Origin of the sequence: Streptomyces sp. WAC 04229, from assembly GCF_003947455.1 — a bacterium.
Classification (GTDB): domain Bacteria; phylum Actinomycetota; class Actinomycetes; order Streptomycetales; family Streptomycetaceae; genus Streptomyces.
In genome coordinates this window covers 1-18,170 of the sequence record NZ_QHJH01000004.1, presented here as the reverse complement: position 1 = coordinate 18,170, position 18,170 = coordinate 1, and the positions used below count along the sequence as shown (strand labels likewise).

Sequence of the window (18,170 nt, the reverse complement as noted above, 5' to 3'; positions counted from 1 at the left end):
TGAGATTGCCACCCGCTACGACAAGACCGCCGAACTCCGCGAAGCAGCCGTCGCCTCGCGTCACTCCTGATACGGGCCGGCATTCGACGCCGTGATCTGGGCGGGCCCTCGCGCGGCGCGCAGCAGGGGAGGCGACAGGACCCAGAGGACCTCGCTCACCGTCGTACCCGGATTGTCGAACTGGTGAAGCGTCTGTCCGGAGAACGAGGTGGACGCCCCAGCCGACAGCGTCCGGGTCTCGCCCCCGACGATCAGACGGGTCGAGCCGCTCAGCCCCATCGCGAAGATCGTGGTGGTGTCGAGCCGATAGGGGCCTCCGGTGCCCCCGCCCGGCTCGATCACGGAACGGAAGACCTGGAACGCCGTGCTGTCGGCAGGTGTGAGCAGGTACTCGGTCACGCCCTCACCGCCCATGTCGATCCGGCTTCCACCGTCCATGACGTGCTCGTCGGGGTATGCGAACAGCTCCCCGACCCCGATCCGCAGCACCTCGCAGACGCGCAGCAGCGTCGGGACGGACACGCTGGTGAGCCCACGCTCCAGCTGACTCAGAAAGCCCTTGGTGACCTCTGCCCGGTGCGCGACCGCCGTCAACGACAACCCGCGGTCGAGCCTGATCTTCCGCAGCTGCGCGCCTGTGGACGCTTCGAGGGCGGTGGCGCCCCTTTCCGCTCCCTCTGCTGTCCCGCCGTCACCGATGGACATGCTGTGCTCACCGCCCGTCCCGAGGCCGAGGTCGGGTGCCTGTCAGGTGACAGGCCGACCCGGACGAGTCCTCTCCGTGGCACGAGGCTAAGGCATGCGCGCCAACGGAGTCGGTGCGCCCTCGTGAAGAGGGCGACGGCGTCCAAGCCCTTGTGGCGCCACCGAGGGCGTGGTAAATCTGCCGCCGTTTAGTGGTGGTAAACGGCAGCCGACGGCCCGCGCCTTCGCCGTCGGTCAGGCCGCCGGCAATCCCATCACTGTCCGTGACACGGCATGTCGGGAGCCTCGGCTTCCCCGAGAGCAGAGGGACACTGAGAACATGGAAGAGCTGTGGCCCCCGCCCTCCCATGAGGTGGCCGATGCGATCAGGTCACTGTGCCAGCGCCTGCTGACGGAAACCGACGCCCTGATCGCATCATTCGCAAGGCCCTCCCTCGAGGCCCAGAACGATCCAGCCCTCTTGGCGGACGCGTCGCTGGTCGAGGAGGATCTGGCGCTCAACCGCTCCGATCTCGTCCAATGGCTGACCGCGAACGTCCAGCAACCGGGGCGGCGGGTGGAGCCCTACGTCGGCTCGAGGACCACGGCCTACATCAACGATCTCGTCTCCCGGGGCATCGAACCCGACTTCGCCGTCGCCTGGCGCGTGGCGCTGGGGATCGGCTGGCGGGGATGGCTGGAGGAATGCGTGGCGGACTGCGCCGACTCCGACCTCCTCGTGGGCGTTCTGGACGTGACGGGGAAGTCGCTCGTGCAGTACGCCCTCGACTCGGTCGCGGCCCTGCGCCAAGCCGGCCTCGCCGCGGCGATGGGCAACACGGACGCCGAGGGGATCGCACTCATCCAACTGATCGCCGGCGGGGCGCCGATGGCGGAGGACCTCGCCGAGAGGCGCCTGCGCCACCGGATGGCGCGGTGGCACGTGGGCCTCGTGCTGTGGATCGACGATCCTCAGCAGGCCGACGCCCTGGACGTGGCGATCGCCGCCGTGCGCTCCGTCGCCGGAGGCCGGAGCGCCCTGGTGGCGCGCGCCAGCGCCACGTCACGGTGGATCTGGCTCTCGGAAGAGGTCGTTCCGGACCTTCACCACGTGGAGAAGGACCTCGCGGCGACCGACGAGGTCCGCGCGGCGGTGGGAAGGCCGGGACGCGGACTCGAAGGATTCCGCTCCAGCCACCAGGACGCCCTCGCGGCGCAGGCGCTGGTCATCCGGCTGGGGTCCGACCGGCGATTCACGCCCTACGCCGACGTCGAGCTGATCGACGCGCTCACGAAGGATCGTTCCGGCGCACGCAGGTTCGTCATCAACACCCTCGGACCGTTGACCGAAGCCGACACCGCTCTACGGCAGGCCCTCCTCACCTACGTGCAGTGCGGCTTCAACACCACCCGGGCAGCAGCCAACCTCTACGCGCACCGCAACACCGTCGAACGGCGGGTCTCGCGGGCCAACGACCTCTCGGCCGTCAAGGTGGAGGACAATCCGACCCACGTGGCGGCGGCGCTCCTGCTCCTGGACCTCGCGCCCGACATCGTGGCGAGCACGCCGAGCTGAGGCCATCCGCATGCATGGCCTGAAGAGGCCGCCGAGGACACCACGAAGGCCCCGGCGGTAAACGGTCTCGCCCGATGAGAGCGAGGTACCTCACAAACATCGGACGGGTGCGTCGATGTAGAGTCGAGGCCGCCCTTGACCTGTACAAAGCAGGCAGGGAGCCGTCTCCCAGGAGTCCAACATGCTGCGCACCATGTTCAAGTCCAAGATCCACCGCGCCACCGTCACCCAGGCCGACCTGCACTACGTGGGATCGGTGACCATCGACGCCGATCTGCTCGACGCCGCCGACCTGCTGCCCGGGGAACTGGTGCACATCGTGGACATCACCAACGGGGCCAGGCTGGAGACGTACGTCATCGAGGGGGAGCGGGGGTCCGGGGTGGTCGGGATCAACGGGGCCGCCGCGCATCTCGTGCACCCCGGTGACCTGGTGATCGTCATCAGTTACGCCCAGGTGACCGACGCCGAGGCGCGGGCGCTGCGGCCGCGGGTCGTGCACGTGGACGGCGACAACCGTATCGTCGCCCTGGGTGCGGACGCGTCCGAGCCGGTGCCCGGTTCGGACCAGGAGCGCAGCCCGCAGGCCGTGTCGGTCTGACGTACCGATCAAGGGGACGAGGAGCGTGGCCGTGAGCGACATCGAGATCCGTGACGACCGGGCGGCGGGCCGGCTGGAGGCGCTCGAGGCCGGCGAGGTCGTCGGCCGGGTCGAGTACTTCGTCCTGGACGCTCCCGAGCGGGCCCTCGTCCCCGTCCACACCATCGTCGAACCGGCCCACGAGGGCCGGGGCATCGCGGGCTCGCTGGCGCGTGAGCTGTACGCCCTGGCACGCCGTGAGGATGTCGCCGTCGCCCCGCTCTGCCCCTACGTCGTGAAATGGGCCGAGCGCCACCCCGAGGAGGCGCCCGCCGCCGATCCGGAGCTGCTGCGCGCGGCCAAGGAGTGGCTCGTGGCGAATCCCGAGCGGTTCTGATCAGGCGCAGGGGACACACGTGCTGGCACTGCTGCACACCTCGCCCGTCCACGTCCCGGTCTTCGACGCCCTGCGCGACGCCGCGCACCCGGGTCTCGAGCTGCGGCATCACGTCGACGCCGGATTGCTGGACAGGGCGCGGCGCGAGGGGCCCGAGGCGGTGACGGACGCCGTGCGTGGCGTGTTGCGGCGGGCCGTGGGGGAGGGGGCGAGGGCCGTGCTGTGCACCTGCTCCACCATCGGTGCCGTCGCCGAGGGTGCCGCCGACGAGGCCGGGGTGCCCGTGCTGCGGGTCGACCGGCCCATGGCCGCCGCCGCGGTGGCGGCCGGTCCACGTGTCCTGGTCCTCGCCGCACTGGAGAGCACGCTCGCTCCGACGGCGGCCCTGGTCGAGGAGGAGGCCCGGCGCGCCGGCCGTGCCGTGCGGCTGCGGACCCGACTGGTCGCGGGAGCCTGGGCGCGGTTCGAGGCCGGTGACACCGAGGGCTTTCTGCGGCTGGTGGCCGAGGCCGCCGACGCCGTCACCGGTGCCGACGTGATCGTCCTGGCCCAGGCGTCCATGGCGCCGGCCCGGGAGTCGGTCCGCACCCGCGTTCCGGTGCTCGCCAGCCCCGCGCCCGGACTGGACGCCGCAGCGGAGGCGGTGCGCCACGGCCACCTGGGCCCGGGGGTTCATGCGGGGGAGTGAGTGCGGCGGCGGGCGTCGGGTAGGCGGGGGACAAGTCCAGAGCCGACGTCGACGACTGGCCGGAGGACAGCGCCATGACGAACCCGTATCCGGATCCCGTTCCGCCGGGGCCCACTCCGGGGCCCACACCAGGTCCGGACCCGGAGCCCCCACAGCCGCACCCCGACCCGGTGCCGCCGCCGAGCCCGGGCCCGGAACCGACCCCGCCGCCTCCGCCTCCGGGGCCCGGTCCGGAACCCACACCGCAGCCCCCGGGCCCCGGCCCGCAGCCGACACCGCAGCCGCCTGGGCCTCCCGAGCCCTCGCCGTCACCGATCCCGCCGGGACCGGAGCCGGTGCCCAACCCGGAACCGGGACCGCCCCTCACCTGAGGGGCGCCCGGGCCGACCAGGGGCAACCAGGGGCGACAAGGGGCGACAAAGCGAAGGGCCGGTGGACGAGTCCCACCGCGGTCTCACTCTGCGGTCTGACTCCGCGGTCTCACCGCGGTCCCACCGCGGCCGTCCACCGGACCCTTCGGCCTGCCACCGCCCCGCGCCGCGCGTTACGCCGTGACCTCCGACCGGTCCCCGCCCCACAGCGTGTGGAACGCGCCGTCCCGGTCCGTCCTCCGGTATGTGTGCGCGCCGAAGAAGTCCCGCTGCCCCTGCGTCAGCGCCGCGGGCAGCCGCTCGGCGCGCAGCGCGTCGTAGTAGGCGAGGGCGGCGGCGAAGCCGGGCGTCGGCACACCCTGCCGGGTCGCGGCGACCAGGACTTCGCGCCAGTCGTCCTGAGCGGCGGCGATCTCCTGAGCGAACGTCTCGTCCGACAGCAGGCTCGGCAGGTCGGGACGGGCGTCGTACGCGGCGCGGATGCGGTCCAGGAAGGCCGCGCGGATGATGCAGCCACCGCGCCAGATCGCGGAGACCGCGCCCAGGTCGATGTCCCAGCCGTACTCCTCACTGCCCGCCGCGATCTCGTGGAAGCCCTGCGTGTACGAGACGATCTTCGACGCGTACAGGGCCTGCTCGACGCGGTCGGCGAAGGCGGCCGCCTCCGACTCGCCGAGCGCCGACGCCTTCGGACCCTCCAGCCCCCGCGAGGCCTCCCGCAGCGCCGCGTGCCCGGACAGGGACCGGGCGAAGACGGCCTCCGCGATACCGGACACCGGCACGCCCAGGTCCAGCGCGATCTGCACCGTCCAGCGGCCCGTGCCCTTCTGCTCGGCCTGGTCGACCACCACGTCCACGAACGGTTTGCCGGTCTCCGCGTCCACGTGCGACAGCACCTCGGCGGTGATCTCGATCAGGTACGAGTCCAGCCGGCCGGTGTTCCAGGTGCGGAAGATGTCGGCGATCTGCGCGGGGGAGTACCCGGCGACGTCGCGCAGCAGCTGGTACGCCTCGCCGATCAGCTGCATGTCGGCGTACTCGATGCCGTTGTGCACCATCTTCACGAAGTGCCCGGCACCGTCGGGGCCCACGTGCGTGACGCAGGGCGCCTCGTCCGCCGCCTTCGCGGAGATCTTCTCCAGCATCGGGCCCAGCGACCCGTACGACTCCTTCGAGCCGCCCGGCATGATGCTCGGGCCGTGCAGCGCGCCCTCCTCGCCGCCGGAGATGCCCGTGCCGACGAAGTGGATGCCCTGCTCGCGCAGTTCGCGTTCCCGGCGCCTGGTGTCCGCGAAGTGGGCGTTGCCCCCGTCGATGATCATGTCGCCCGGCTCCAGGAGCGGGGCGAACTCCTGGATCACCGCGTCGGTCGGGTCGCCGGCCTTGACCATGATCACCAGGCGTCGGGGCCGCTCCAGCGCCGTCACGAACTCCTTGGCGGTCTCGGTCGCGACGAAATCGCCCTCGCCGCCGAACTCCTCCACCAGCGCGTGCGTGCGCGACGCCGTGCGGTTGTGCAACGCGACCGTGTAGCCGTTGCGGGCGAAGTTGCGGGCGAGGTTGCGGCCCATGACCGCGAGACCCGTGACGCCGATCTGCGCTGTACTGCTCATTGGGATGGCTCCTAGTGACCTTGGTGTCGGTGGTGCCGGTCGTGTCCGCCAGTATGGCCGGTTCCGCCCCGTGACCATCCTGACGTGCCCGTTCGCCGGTCGCACTTTCTGGCCCGGCGGACTCCAGTACGCACGGAACGCGCTCCGCGCCTCAGCGGGCGGGCGGCGCATCCGGCCAACGGGGGTCCGTTCCACGCCACTTGGCGGGACGAACCGGCCGATTGCCGTCTTGTCATGGCCTGTTCGCGGCGCTTACTTTTGCCCCTCCTGACGCATGTCGAGGGGGACCTCCATGGCCGTACGCGGCCGGCACCGCCGGTATCAGCCGAACAGGATCAACCGCGCCTCACTGACCGTCACCGCGGGCGGCGCCGGTCTGGCCCTCCCGCTCGTCGGTACCGGCACGGCCCAGGCGGCCGACGTGGAGACCTGGGACAAGGTCGCCGCCTGCGAGTCCACCAACGACTGGGACATCAACACCGGCAACGGCTACTACGGCGGGCTGCAGTTCACCCAGTCCACCTGGGAGGCCTTCGGCGGCACCCGGTACGCCCCGCGTGCCGACCTGGCCACCAAGGACCAGCAGATCGCCATCGCCGAGAAGGTGCTCGACGGACAGGGGCCCGGCGCCTGGCCGGTGTGCTCGCAGCGGGCCGGGCTGACCCGGGGAGGCGGCACACCGGACATCCGGCCGGCCGGGGGAGCGGGGGACGAGAAGTCCGCCGGCACGCCCTCCGAGAAGTCCGCCGAGAAGCCCGCCAAGAAGCCCGCCCCCAAGGCGGACTCGGTGAAGGACATCCAGCCGCAGACCACGCCGCAGTCCCGGGCCGGCAAGGGCCGCATGTACACGGTGGTCACCGGCGACACCCTCTCCGGCATCGCCGACACCCACCGGGTCGGCGGCGGCTGGCAGGGGCTGTACGAGGCCAACCGCGACGCCGTCGGAGCGGATCCCGACCTGATCCTGCCGGGTCAGCGCCTGTCGCTGCGCGGCGGGTCGGCGGGCACCGCCCCCCGCACCGACTCCGGGACCGCCGCGCCGCGGCCGGAGCAGGAGAAGCCACGGGAGCGGGAGAAACCGCGGGAGAAACCGCGGGAAAAGAAGCAGGAGAAGCCGCGGAAGCAGCAGGAGCGGGAGCAGCGGAAGGCCCCCGGGAAGTCCTCCCCCGACAGCGGCACCAGCAAGGCCAAGGCCGAGGCCAAGACCAAGGCCAAGACCGAGACCAGCGAGGACAAGGCCACCGCGCACCGTGCCGTCGTCGCTCCCGTCGACGGCGCCGTCGGCACGCCCTACCACCAGTCGGGTTCCTCCTGGTCGAAGGGCTACCACACCGGCGTCGACTTCCCCGTCCCCACCGGCACCTCGATCAAGTCGGTCGCGGCCGGGCGGGTCGTCAGTGCGGGCTGGGGCGGTTCCTACGGGTATCAGGTGGTCGTCCGGCACAGCGACGGCCGCTACTCGCAGTACGCCCACCTCTCGGCGATCTCCGTCCGGGACGGACAGTCGGTGGGCGCCGGCCAGCGCATCGGACGTTCCGGCTCCACCGGCAACGTCACGGGCCCGCATCTGCACTTCGAGGTGCGGACGGGGCCCGGTTTCGGTTCCGACGTCGACCCGCTGGCGTACCTGCGGGCCGGAGGGGTCAGGATCTGACCCGGACCCGGTGGCGGCTGATCATGGGCGGCGGCACGAACGGGCCGCCGTAGAAGGGGCCGTAGGAGAGCAGGGCGTCGTCGCTCTCCGCCCGGCCCCGTGCAGCGTGCAACTCCGTCGCGGGGTCCTTGGCGGGGGCGGCCGCCGGCACCGGCGGTGACACCGGGGAGGGCAGCAGGACCTTCTCGGACAACCGCGCCACCGGAACGCCCGCCGCCTCCGCCGCGACGGATGCCGGGACCGGACCCGTCGGTACCGCGACCGCGCCGGACGGCACCGCGACCGCGGCCGGCGGCACCGCGGCCGGCTCAGCCCCGTCCGCTTTAGGAAGGGCCGCGGGCCGCTCGGCTTCCCGCGCCTCGCCCTCTCCGGCGGACGCCGACTCCCGTGCGATCCGCTCCGTCGTCAGCAGGATCAGTCCGCCCGCCGCGACCACGCCGCAACTCAGGGCGAGCGCGGTGCCGGTGGTGCCGTACCGGAAGGTTTCGCCGAACATCGTGATGCCGACCACCGCGGCCACCACCGGGTTCACCACCGTCAGCGTGGCGAGCGGGGCGGCGAGGCCGGCGCCCCGGTAGGAGGCCTGCGACAGCACCATGCCCGCCGTGGCGAGCACGCCGATCACGGCCATGGACGGCAGGTCGGCGGCGGACACCCCGCCGCTCCAGTCGACCGCGACCGTCTTGGTGAAGACCGAGGACATGCCGAACGCGATGCCGGACGCGACCGCCAGCAGGATGCTGCGGACCGCCGGGTGCCGGTGCGCGGCCCGCGCGGCGATCATCAGCGCGACGATCACCGCGCCGGTGACGACGGCCGCGCCGATCCGCTGAGCCGTGTCCAGCGACTGCGCGTCGGCCGCGCCGACCAGGGAGAGCAGACCGGCGAGTCCGACCGTGGCCATGAGCGCGCCCCGCCAGGCCGTCGCGCCGGCCTTGCGGCCCACGAACAGCGCCGCCATGGGCAGCGCGAAGACGATGGTCAGCGCACCCAGCGGCTGCACCAGGCTGAGCGGACCGAGGGCGAGCGCCACGACGTGCAGCAGGCCGCCGAGGCCGTTGAGCGCGACCGCCGCCCACCAGCCGGGCCGGCGCACAGGGGCGTACTGGGCGGCCGAGGAGGACGCCGCGACCTGCTCCTGCACGATCGCTCCGCCCGCGTACGCCACGGCGGAGACGAGCGACAGCAGCACGGACAACGCGAGGGCGCTCATCGGCTGATCCTCTGCGTGAGGCGGGGGCGCTGGGCCCGGCGCGGCGAACGGTCGTCTTCCATGGACAACACGATGCCGCCTCAGGGTCTTCCCGTCGTCGTCCCTGAGACTTCATTGGGTCCTACTACCGATGGAGTACGACGACCCCCTCGTCCTCCCCAGGGTGGGCGACTTTCGTCAGGTACCCCTGGTCGCGACCCCTACGGGGCTTGATAGTACTGCTCTCCGTGGACCTCGACCCCGCCCTCGCCGCACTCCGCCCGCTCGGCGGCTTCTTCGTCCTGCACGCGTCCCGGCCGTCTCCGCCCCGGCCCCTTCCCACCCTCGCGCACGCCTATGCACCGGATTACGGGGACACCGGCCCGGACGTTCATGTTCCGGTTCAGCCCGGCCCGCAGGGCGACCTCGTGGCCGACCCCCTCGCCCACCGCGTCCGGAGGGTGTCGGACGCCCTGCGCGCCCCCGAGGCCCGAGTCGCCGCCTCCGTCGCCCAGCAGGGGCTCGCGGCCCGCCTGTGGTCGGTGGCGCTGGCCTGCGCCGCCCTCACCGGCCGGGTCCCCGACCTCGCCCCGGACCTGCTGCGCTGGGACCCCGACGCCACCGCGCCCGACGACCTCTGGCTCGCCGAGGTGCGGTCCGCGAGGCCGGCGGACACCACCGCCCTCGCGGACGTCGTGCTCACCGCCCACCTGGTGCCCCTGACGGCGGCGGTGCACGACAGGTACGGCGTCGCCACCGGGCTGCTGTGGGGCAACGCGGCCTCCGCGCTGGCGGGCGCCGGCCGGGAACTGGACCGCTGGGCCCGCCGGCACGGTCGTACGGACACGGCCGGGCGGGCCGAGGCCCTGACCGCCGGACTGCTCGACCATCCCCTGCTCGCCGGGACCGGCACCCTCACCGGCACCGCCTTCCGGCGCCGCAGCTGCTGCCTGTACTACCGGGTGCCCGGAGCGGGCGTGTGCGGCGACTGCTGCTTCCCGCAGCCGCCGGGATCGCGGCAGCCGGAGTCCCGGCAGCCGGAATCGCGGCAGCCGGGAACGCCGCCGCCGGGGTCCTCCCGGTCTCCGCAGGCCCCGCGCTCTTCCTAAGGCGCCGCGTCTGGGTGACCATGAAGGGACCAGCCGCGAAGACGGGAGGTTCCGGGTGCGTGTGGGACTGCTGACCCGGGAGTACCCGCCGGACGTGTACGGGGGCGCGGGTGTCCACGTCGAGTTCCTCGCCCGGGAACTCGCCCGCCTCGTCGACCTCGACGTGCACTGCTGGGGCGAGGGCCGCACCGACGGCGTGCTGCGCCACCGCCCCTGGTCCGCGCTCGACGGCGCCAACGACGCGCTGCGCACCTTCTCCGTCGACCTGGCCATGACCGCCGCCCTGGAGGGCCGCGAACTGGTCCACTCCCACACCTGGTACGCCAACCTGGGCGGCCACCTCGCCAAGCTCCTGTACGGCATCCCGCACGTGGTCACCGCCCACTCGCTGGAGCCCCTGCGCCCCTGGAAGGCCGAGCAACTCGGCGGCGGCTACGAGCTGTCCGGCTGGGCCGAGCGCACCGCCGTCGAGTCCGCCGACGCCGTCGTCGCCGTGTCCGGGGCGATGCGCGAGGACATCCTCGGCTGCTATCCCGCGCTGGACGCCGCCCGCGTGCACGTCGTGCACAACGGCATCGACACCACCCTCTACCGGCCCGACCCCGGCACCGACGCCCTGGACCGGATCGGCCTGGACCGCTCCCGGCCGTACGTCCTGTTCGTCGGCCGCATCACCCGCCAGAAGGGCGTCCCGCACCTGCTGCGCGCGGTGCGGGACATCGACCCGGCCGCGCAGGTCGTGCTGTGCGCCGGCGCCCCCGACACACCCGAGATCGACCAGGAGTTCCGCGACCTCTACGCCGGGCTGAGCCGCGCCCGTGAGGGCGTGCACTGGATTCCGCGCATGCTGCCGCGCCCGGAGGTGATCCAACTCCTCACGCACGCGGCGGTGTTCGTCTGCCCTTCCGTGTACGAGCCCCTGGGCATCGTGAACTTGGAGGCCATGGCCTGCGGCACGCCGGTCGTGGCCTCCCGGGTCGGCGGCATCCCCGAGGTCGTGGCGGACGGTGAGACGGGCGTGCTCGTCCCCCGGACCGAGGGCCGGGACGACGCGTTCGAGGCGGGCCTCGCGCGGGCGCTGGACTCCGTCCTGGGCGACCCGGCGACCGCCCGGCGGATGGGCGAGGCGGGCCGCGAGCGGGCGGTGGAGGAGTTCGGCTGGGACGCCGTCGCCCGCCGCACGGTCCGGCTCTACGAGGAGATCCTCAAGCAGGCTTAGGCGTCCCGCCCCGGGGCAGCCGAGGGTGAACGAGGGTGAGGGGAGCGGCCCATGCGTCGTGGAGGTCCTTCGGTGCTCGGCATCGTGCTGGCGGGCGGAGAGGGCAAGCGGCTGATGCCCCTGACCGCGGACCGCGCCAAACCCGCGGTCACCTTCGGCGGCACCTACCGGCTGGTCGATTTCGTCCTGTCCAACCTGGTCAACGGCGACATCCTGCGGATCTGCGTCCTCACGCAGTACAAGTCGCACTCCCTGGACCGGCACATCACCACCACCTGGCGGATGTCCAGCCTGCTCGGCAACTACGTCACGCCGGTCCCCGCGCAGCAGCGTCTCGGCCCGCGCTGGTACCTGGGCAGCGCCGACGCGATCCTCCAGTCCCTGAACCTCGTGCACGACGAACAACCCGAGTACGTCGCGGTGTTCGGCGCCGACCACGTGTACCGGATGGACCCGCGGCAGATGGTCGCCCAGCACATCGAGTCCGGTGCCGGCGTGACCGTCGCCGGGATCCGCGTCCCGCGCGGCGAGTCGTCGTCCTTCGGCGTGATCACCCCCGGCTCCGACGGCCAGACCGTCACCGAGTTCCTGGAGAAGCCCGAGAACCCGCCCGGACTCGCCGACGACCCCGAGTGCGTCTTCGCCTCGATGGGCAACTACGTCTTCACCACCAAGGCCCTCGTCGAGGCCCTGCACCGGGACGCCGGGGACGAGAACTCGGTGCACGACATGGGCGGTTCGATCCTGCCCCAGCTCACCGACCGGGGCGAGGCCGCCCTCTACGACTTCAGCGCCAACCACGTGCCGGGGGAGACCACCCGGGACCAGGGCTACTGGCGGGACGTGGGCACCCTCGACGCCTACTACGACGCCCACATGGACCTGATCGCCGAACGGCCCGCGTTCAACCTCTACAACCGGGACTGGCCCGTCTACACCCACTCCGCGCAGCTCTCGCCCGCCCGCTTCAACGCCGGCGGCATCGCCAGCGAGTCGATCATCAGCGCCGGCTGCCTGATCCGCGGACAGGTCACCCGCTCCGTGCTCTCGCCGGGCGTGGTGGTCGACCCGGGTGCGGTGGTCCAGGGCTCGGTGCTGCACGACAACGTGCACATCGGCCGGGGCGCGGTGGTGCGCGGGGCGGTGCTGGACAAGAACGTCGACGTGCCCCCGGGAGCGACGATCGGCGTCAACCCGGACCGGGACGGTGAGCTGTACACGGTCTCCAAGGGCGGCGTGATCGCGCTCGGCAAGGCGCAGCGGGTGCCCTGACGGCCGGGCGGTCGTCGGGCCCCGGGGTGGCGGCCCCTGGGGCTGTTGTCATGTCCCTGGACGCGAAGCGGAATCCGTGTTGTCATGCCTCTGCTGCTGTTACATCGTTGTATGACATCGATGTCAGGAGCCCTCGGCCACACCCGTTCCCAAGGAGAGGGTCCGTGCGCACCAAACGACTCAGAGACAAACTCGCGCTGCTCCTCGTCGCCGCGCTCGGCGCGGCGGGTCTCGCCGCCGTACCGGCCGCGCACGCGGCGGACGCGGCCGCCGACGAGATCCAGGGCCTGAAGGGCGAGTACTACACCCAGTCCGCCCCCGGCGCCTTCGACTTCCACGAGCTCAAGGCCACCGGGTTCGACCCGCAGGTCGACTTCGGCACCCTGGAGCCGCGACTCGCCTTCGCCACCGGGCAGTCGGACGACGTCAGCGTCCGCTGGACCGGCAAGCTCGTCCCGGAGACGACCGGTGCCCACACCCTCTCGATCACCGGGGACAACGGCTTCCGCCTCTGGGTGGGAGGCCGGCTCGCCGTCGACCACTGGGTCGACGACTGGGACCGCGAACAGACCTCAGCGCCCGTCGAGCTGACGGCGGGGCAGTCGTACGACATCAAGCTGGAGTACTTCGAGCACTTCGGCGGCTCCAACCTGCACCTGCGCTGGACCGAGCCCGGCGGCGCCAAGGAGGCGATCCCGCAGTCGGCCTTCCGCCTGCCCGACGGCTTCGACTACAACGGCGCCACGGCGACCGCCGTCCAGTCCACCGGCCGCACCCTCCGGCTGGACTTCGCGAGCCCCCTCGCCGCCGCCCCCGACGGCCTCACCGACCACCTCGAAGCGGTGATCGGCGGCGCCAAGTGGCCGCTCGGCGAGAGCAAGGTCGACCCGGCCGACCCCAGCGCCCTGCTCGTCGCCCTCGGTGAACCCGTCGTCGGCAACAAGGACGGCGACGCGCCCGGCACCGCCGACGTCCGCTACGACGGCGAAGGCGGCCTCACCGATGCCGAAGGCAACGTTGTCAACGCCTTCTGGAGCAGTGGCGGCAACCACTCCACCTACGAGCTGCGCACCGACTGGGCCGACGAGGTGGGACCGGACAACGCCCTCCCGGAGTACCCGCGCCCGCAGTTGACCCGCGACGAGTGGCAGAACCTCAACGGCCGCTGGCAGTTCGCCGCCGCCGAGGCCGGTGAGACTCCGCCGGTCGGCGAGGACCTGAAGGAGCGCGTCCTCGTCCCGTACCCGGTGGAGTCCCAGCTCTCCGGCATCCAGCGGCACGAGGACCGCATGTGGTACCGCCGCACGTTCACCGTGCCCCGCGACTGGCACATCGGCTCCGGACAGCGCCTCAAGCTCAACTTCGGTGCCGTCGACTGGCAGTCCGAGGTGTACGTCAACGGCACGAAGGTCGCCGACCACAAGGGCGGTTACGACAAGTTCAGCGCCGACGTCACCGACGCGCTGAAGCCGGGCCGCACCCAGGAACTGATCGTCGGCGTCTACGACCCGACCGACGCGGCGGACGGCGAGAACCCGCCGGTCGGCAAGCAGCGCCTGGACCCGAGCGGCATCTGGTACACGCCCAGCTCCGGCATCTGGCAGACGGTCTGGATGGAACCGGTCGCCCGCGACCACGCCGAATCCCTCAAGCTGACCCCGCACGTCGACGGGGCGGCGGGCACCCTGACCGTCGAGCCGAAGGGCGTGCGCGACGGCGTTCCGGTCAGGGCGACGGCGTACGCCGGGCACCGCAAGGTCGCCACGGTGAGCGGCCGTACCGGTGAGCCGCTGACCCTGCGGATCCGCGACCCGCGCCTGTGGTCGCCCGACGACCCGTTCCTGTACGACCTGAAGGTCACCGTCGGACACGACCGCGTCGAGAGCTACTTCGGGATGCGCTCCATCGCCGTCGAGAAGGTGGACGGCGTACCCCGCACCGTGCTCAACGGCGAACCGGTCTTCATGATGGCCACCCTGGACCAGGGCTTCTGGCCGGACGGCCTGCACACCGCGCCCACCGACGAGGCCCTCGCGTACGACCTCGAGCTGCACAAGCGACTCGGCTTCAACTCGGTGCGCAAGCACATCAAGGTCGAACCCGACCGCTGGTTCTACTGGGCCGACCGGCTGGGCCTGCTGGTGTGGCAGGACATGCCCGCGATGACCGCGGGGAAGAACCCGTCGTCCGCCGCCCGTGCCGAGTACGAACGCGAGATGAAGGAGATGATCGACGAACACGTCAGCCACCCGTCGGTCGTCATGTGGGTCACCTTCAACGAGGGCTGGGGCCAGTACGACGTCAAGCGCGTCGCCGAACAGGCCAAGGCCTGGGACCCGACCCGCCTCGTCAACAACCAGTCGGGCCTGAACCTGGGGGCCGACGGCGGCGCCGGCGACATCATGGACGAGCACGGCTACCCGAGCCCCGCACTGCCGCCGTCCCCGGACGGCGAACGCGCCCTGGTCTCCGGCGAGTACGGCGGCCTGGGCCTCGCGGTACCGGGGCACGCCTGGTCCGTGCAGCAGTCGTACGTCGACGTCGACCCGCAGACCTACACGGACGACTACCTCACCAAGCTCGACGAGGTCCGCGCGCTGGTCTGCCGGGGTGCCAACGGCGCCGTCTACACCCAGATCTCGGACGTCGAGGGCGAGCTGAACGGCCTGACGACGTACGACCGCAAGGTCCTCAAGCCGGACGTGGAGCGGGTGAAGGCCGCCCACGAGGCACTGATCCACGACGCGTCGCAGCCCGCCCCGGCGGGCTGCACCGGCTGAGCACCCGCACCACGAACCGCACGGCAGAACCTCCGGAGGGCACGGCACATGAGAGTCACCCGGCGTCTGCGGCTCTGCGTGGCCGGGGTGGTGGCAGCGTCCGCGCTGCTCACCGCCCCGGCGGCGCAGGCCGCCCCGACGACCGACCAGCACCTGACCGACCTGGTGAACCCGTTCATCGGGACGGAGAACGAGGGCAACACCTATCCCGGCGCCGCCGTGCCCTTCGGCATGGTGCAGTTCTCGCCGGACACCGGCCACAACACCGGCTACGACCACTCCGACACCCACATCCGCGGCTTCTCCCTGGTCCACCTCTCCGGCGTCGGCTGCGGCCTCGGCGGTGACCTGCCGGTGCTGCCGACCACCGGCGACGTCACCGAGACGGACTACGCGAAGTACGCCGCCTCCTTCAGCCACGACGACGAGGAGGCGAGTCCCGGCTACTACCGCGTCGGCCTCGACTCGGGCGTCGAAGCGGAGCTGACCGCCACCGGACGCACCGGAGTGCAGCGCTACACCTTCCCGGCCACCGGCAAGGCTAACGTCCTGCTCAACGCGGGCCAGTCGCTGCACAAGAACATCTCCACCAAGGTCGAGGTGCTCGACAGCCGCACCGTCCGGACCGCGATCACCGGCAGCGGCTTCTGCCAGGACACCGAGCCCTACACCGTCTACACGATCACCCGCTTCGACCGGCCCTTCGCCTCCCACGGCACCTGGGACGACGGCACCGTGACCGCGGGCTCGAAGACCGGCGGCGACGGGGCCTACGTCCGCTTCGACACCACGAAGGACCGCACCGTCGAGGCCACCACCGCCCTGTCCTACGTGGACGCGCGGGGCGCGGCGCTCAACCTCCGCGCCGAGGGCGGCCGCTCCTTCGACACCGTACGCCACGGCGCGCAGCGCACCTGGGAGAAGCGGCTGGACGACGTCCGGGTCCGGGGCGGCGACGACACCCTGCGCCGCACCTTCTACTCGTCCCTCTACCGGTCCTTCCTGGCGCCCAACGTCGGCAGCGACGTCGACGGCCGCTACACCGGCTGGGACCAGGAGGTCCACCGCGCCCAGGGCTTCACGTACTACCAGAACTGGTCCCTGTGGGACACCTACCGCACCCAGTCCCAGCTCCTCGCCCTCCTCGCGCCCCGTGAGGCGCGGGACATGGCGATATCCGTCATCAAGATCGACGAGGAGAGCGGCTGGCTGCCCAAGTGGGGCTACGGCACGGTCGAGACCAACATCATGACCGGCGACCCGGTGACGCCCTTCCTCACCAACGCCTACCAGCAGGGCCTGCTGCACGGCTGGGAGGAGCGGGCCTACCGCGCGCTCAGGAAGAACGCCGACGGGGTTCCGCCCGCCGACTCGCCGGCCGTCGGCCGGGAGGCCAACCGCGAGTACCTCGCCGACGGCTTCGCGCCGTACGTCAAGGGCCGCCCGCACGCCAAGCCCGGCGACTCCGACTACGACCACGGCGCCTCCGCGACCCTGGAGTACGCCCTGTCCGACGCCATGCTCGCGCGGATGGCCGGCGACCTCGGCCACCACGCGGACGCGAAGCGGTACGCCGAGCGGGCCCAGAGCTACAGCCACGTCTTCGACCCCTCGACCGGGTTCTTCCGCGCCCGCGACGCCGAGGGCGCCTTCACCGGTCCGGCCGACCCGGCGCAGAGCGAGGGCTTCCACGAGGGCACGTCCTGGCAGTACCAGTGGCTGGTGCCGCAGGACCTGCCCGGCATGATCGACCTCATCGGCGGGACCGAGGCGGCCAACGGCCGGCTCGACTCCTTCTTCGCCTACGACCAGCTGCTCGCGGACCCGGCGAGGACCGCCCGCGAGGTGTGGGTGAACGGGCCGTACGACTACTACAACGCCGACAAGTACAACCCGCAGAACGAGCCCGACCTGATCGCCCCGTACACCTATCTGTCGACCGGGCAGCCCTGGAAGACCACCGACGTGGTGCACGCGGCGCTCACCCTGTTCACGGACACGCCGACCGGCATGACCGGGAACGACGACCTCGGCACCATGTCCGCCTGGAACGTGCTGTCCTCGATCGGGATCTTCCCGATCCAGCCCGGCTACGACACCTGGGGCCTGTCCACCCCGGTCTTCGACCGCGTCGACCTCACCCTCGACCGCCGCTACTACCCGCGCGGCGCCCTGACCGTCACGGCGCCCGGCACCTCGGACACGGACCGGTACGTCCAGTCGGCCCGCACCGACGGCTCGGCCTACGCCCGGACCTGGCTGACGACCGACGCCCTGCGCTCCGTCCGGTCGCTCGCGTTCACGGTCGGCCCGCAGCCGTCCGGGTGGGGAACCTCGGCAGAGGCGGTGCCGCCGCCGCTGACGTGAGCACAGACGCCCCATGAGTCCCAGCAGTCCCGCCCCTGCCAAAAGGGGCGGGACTTTAATCTCCTGTTAACTGTGCGTAGCTTGATCGTACTTGACCGTAATCGTCGGAGGACGATGGACTGCTTGTCCATCCGTCGTCGACGCGTCGTCCCTGCGAGGCAGACCCTTGACTCCCGATCCGCTCGCTCCCCTCGACCTGGCGTTCTGGAACATCGAGTCCCCCGAGCACCCCATGCACCTCGGCGCGCTCGGCGTCTTCGAGGCCCGGTCGCCCACCGCCGGCGCCCACGCGGCCGACCTGCTCGCCGCCCGCGCGCCCGCCGTGCCCGGACTGCGGATGCGGATCCGGGACACCTGGCAGCCGCCGCTGGCGCTGCGCCGCCCGTTCGCGTTCGGCGGCGCCACCCGCGAACCCGACCCGCGTTTCGACCCGCTCGACCACGTACGGCTGCACGCCCCGACCACGGACTTCCACGCCCGGGCCGGCCGCCTGATGGAACGGCCCCTGGAACGCGGCCGGCCGCCGTGGGAGGCGCACGTCCTGCCGGGCGCGGACGGCGGCTCCTTCGCCGTGCTGTTCAAGTTCCACCACGCCCTCGCCGACGGCCTGCGCGCCCTCACCCTCGCCGCGGGCGTCCTCGACCCCATGGACCTGCCCGCCCCCCGCC

The 18,170-nt window shown here is 72.1% G+C and carries 14 protein-coding genes; 11 read left to right on the top strand and 3 right to left on the bottom strand.

The annotated features are described in order from the left end of the window. Positions 1-60: 60 nt before the first annotated feature. Positions 61-705 (bottom strand): helix-turn-helix domain-containing protein, encoded by a 645-nt coding sequence (locus DMH12_RS01820; protein WP_125489742.1) that lies wholly within the window; start codon positions 703-705, stop codon positions 61-63. A gap of 460 nt (positions 706-1,165) precedes the next feature. Here DMH12_RS01820 and DMH12_RS01815 point away from each other — a divergent pair, with 460 nt between their 5' ends. The 4 genes from DMH12_RS01815 (at position 1,166) to DMH12_RS01800 (ending at position 3,925) form a co-directional block, all read left to right on the top strand. Further along, positions 1,166-2,260, top strand: a complete 1,095-nt coding sequence (locus tag DMH12_RS01815; RefSeq protein ID WP_260473974.1) for a CdaR family transcriptional regulator — start codon at positions 1,166-1,168, stop codon at positions 2,258-2,260. 181 nt (positions 2,261-2,441) lie between these two features. Next, positions 2,442-2,861: an aspartate 1-decarboxylase gene (panD, locus tag DMH12_RS01810; protein WP_122615393.1), complete on the top strand. Its 420-nt coding sequence runs from the start codon at positions 2,442-2,444 to the stop codon at positions 2,859-2,861. Positions 2,862-2,892: 31 nt separating this feature from the next. After that, positions 2,893-3,237 carry a GNAT family N-acetyltransferase gene (locus DMH12_RS01805; protein ID WP_185832098.1) on the top strand — a complete coding sequence of 115 codons (345 nt, stop codon included), beginning with the start codon at positions 2,893-2,895 and terminating at the stop codon, positions 3,235-3,237. A gap of 19 nt (positions 3,238-3,256) precedes the next feature. Continuing rightward, positions 3,257-3,925 carry an aspartate/glutamate racemase family protein gene (locus DMH12_RS01800; protein ID WP_125489739.1) on the top strand — a complete coding sequence of 223 codons (669 nt, stop codon included), beginning with the start codon at positions 3,257-3,259 and terminating at the stop codon, positions 3,923-3,925. A 544-nt stretch (positions 3,926-4,469) separates the two neighbouring features. Here DMH12_RS01800 and gndA read toward each other — a convergent pair. Beyond that, positions 4,470-5,909: an NADP-dependent phosphogluconate dehydrogenase gene (gene gndA / locus DMH12_RS01795; RefSeq protein ID WP_125489738.1), complete on the bottom strand. Its 1,440-nt coding sequence runs from the start codon at positions 5,907-5,909 to the stop codon at positions 4,470-4,472. Between the two features lie 292 nt (positions 5,910-6,201). On the opposite strand from gndA, the gene DMH12_RS01790 reads away from it, so the two are divergent. Beyond that, positions 6,202-7,563, top strand: coding sequence for a transglycosylase family protein (locus DMH12_RS01790; protein ID WP_125489737.1), 1,362 nt, complete (start codon positions 6,202-6,204; stop codon positions 7,561-7,563). Here the strand turns inward: DMH12_RS01790 and DMH12_RS01785 are convergent. Next, a complete protein-coding gene (locus DMH12_RS01785; protein WP_125489736.1) occupies positions 7,553-8,776 on the bottom strand; it encodes a DMT family transporter in 1,224 nt (407 codons plus the stop codon). The genes DMH12_RS01790 and DMH12_RS01785 overlap by 11 nt on opposite strands. Positions 8,777-8,985: 209 nt before the next feature. On the opposite strand from DMH12_RS01785, the gene DMH12_RS01775 reads away from it, so the two are divergent. From DMH12_RS01775 to DMH12_RS01745, 6 genes are all read left to right on the top strand, one after another. Further along, entirely contained in the window at positions 8,986-9,864 is an 879-nt protein-coding gene (locus tag DMH12_RS01775) for a (2Fe-2S)-binding protein (RefSeq protein ID WP_399186418.1), read from the top strand. Positions 9,865-9,919: 55 nt separating this feature from the next. Next, a complete protein-coding gene (gene glgA, locus DMH12_RS01770) occupies positions 9,920-11,083 on the top strand; it encodes a glycogen synthase (protein ID WP_125489734.1) in 1,164 nt (387 codons plus the stop codon). Positions 11,084-11,134: 51 nt separating this feature from the next. Beyond that, on the top strand, positions 11,135-12,355 hold the full coding sequence (gene glgC, locus DMH12_RS01765) for a glucose-1-phosphate adenylyltransferase (protein WP_125489733.1): 1,221 nt from the start codon (positions 11,135-11,137) through the stop codon (positions 12,353-12,355). A 164-nt stretch (positions 12,356-12,519) separates the two neighbouring features. Continuing rightward, a complete protein-coding gene (locus tag DMH12_RS01760; RefSeq protein WP_125489732.1) occupies positions 12,520-15,135 on the top strand; it encodes a PA14 domain-containing protein in 2,616 nt (871 codons plus the stop codon). A gap of 48 nt (positions 15,136-15,183) precedes the next feature. After that, positions 15,184-17,502 (top strand): GH92 family glycosyl hydrolase, encoded by a 2,319-nt coding sequence (locus DMH12_RS01755; RefSeq protein WP_125489731.1) that lies wholly within the window; start codon positions 15,184-15,186, stop codon positions 17,500-17,502. Between the two features lie 166 nt (positions 17,503-17,668). Then, positions 17,669-18,170, top strand: a 502-nt coding sequence (locus DMH12_RS01745) for a wax ester/triacylglycerol synthase family O-acyltransferase (RefSeq protein WP_221763097.1), incomplete at its 3' end; no start/stop codon positions are given.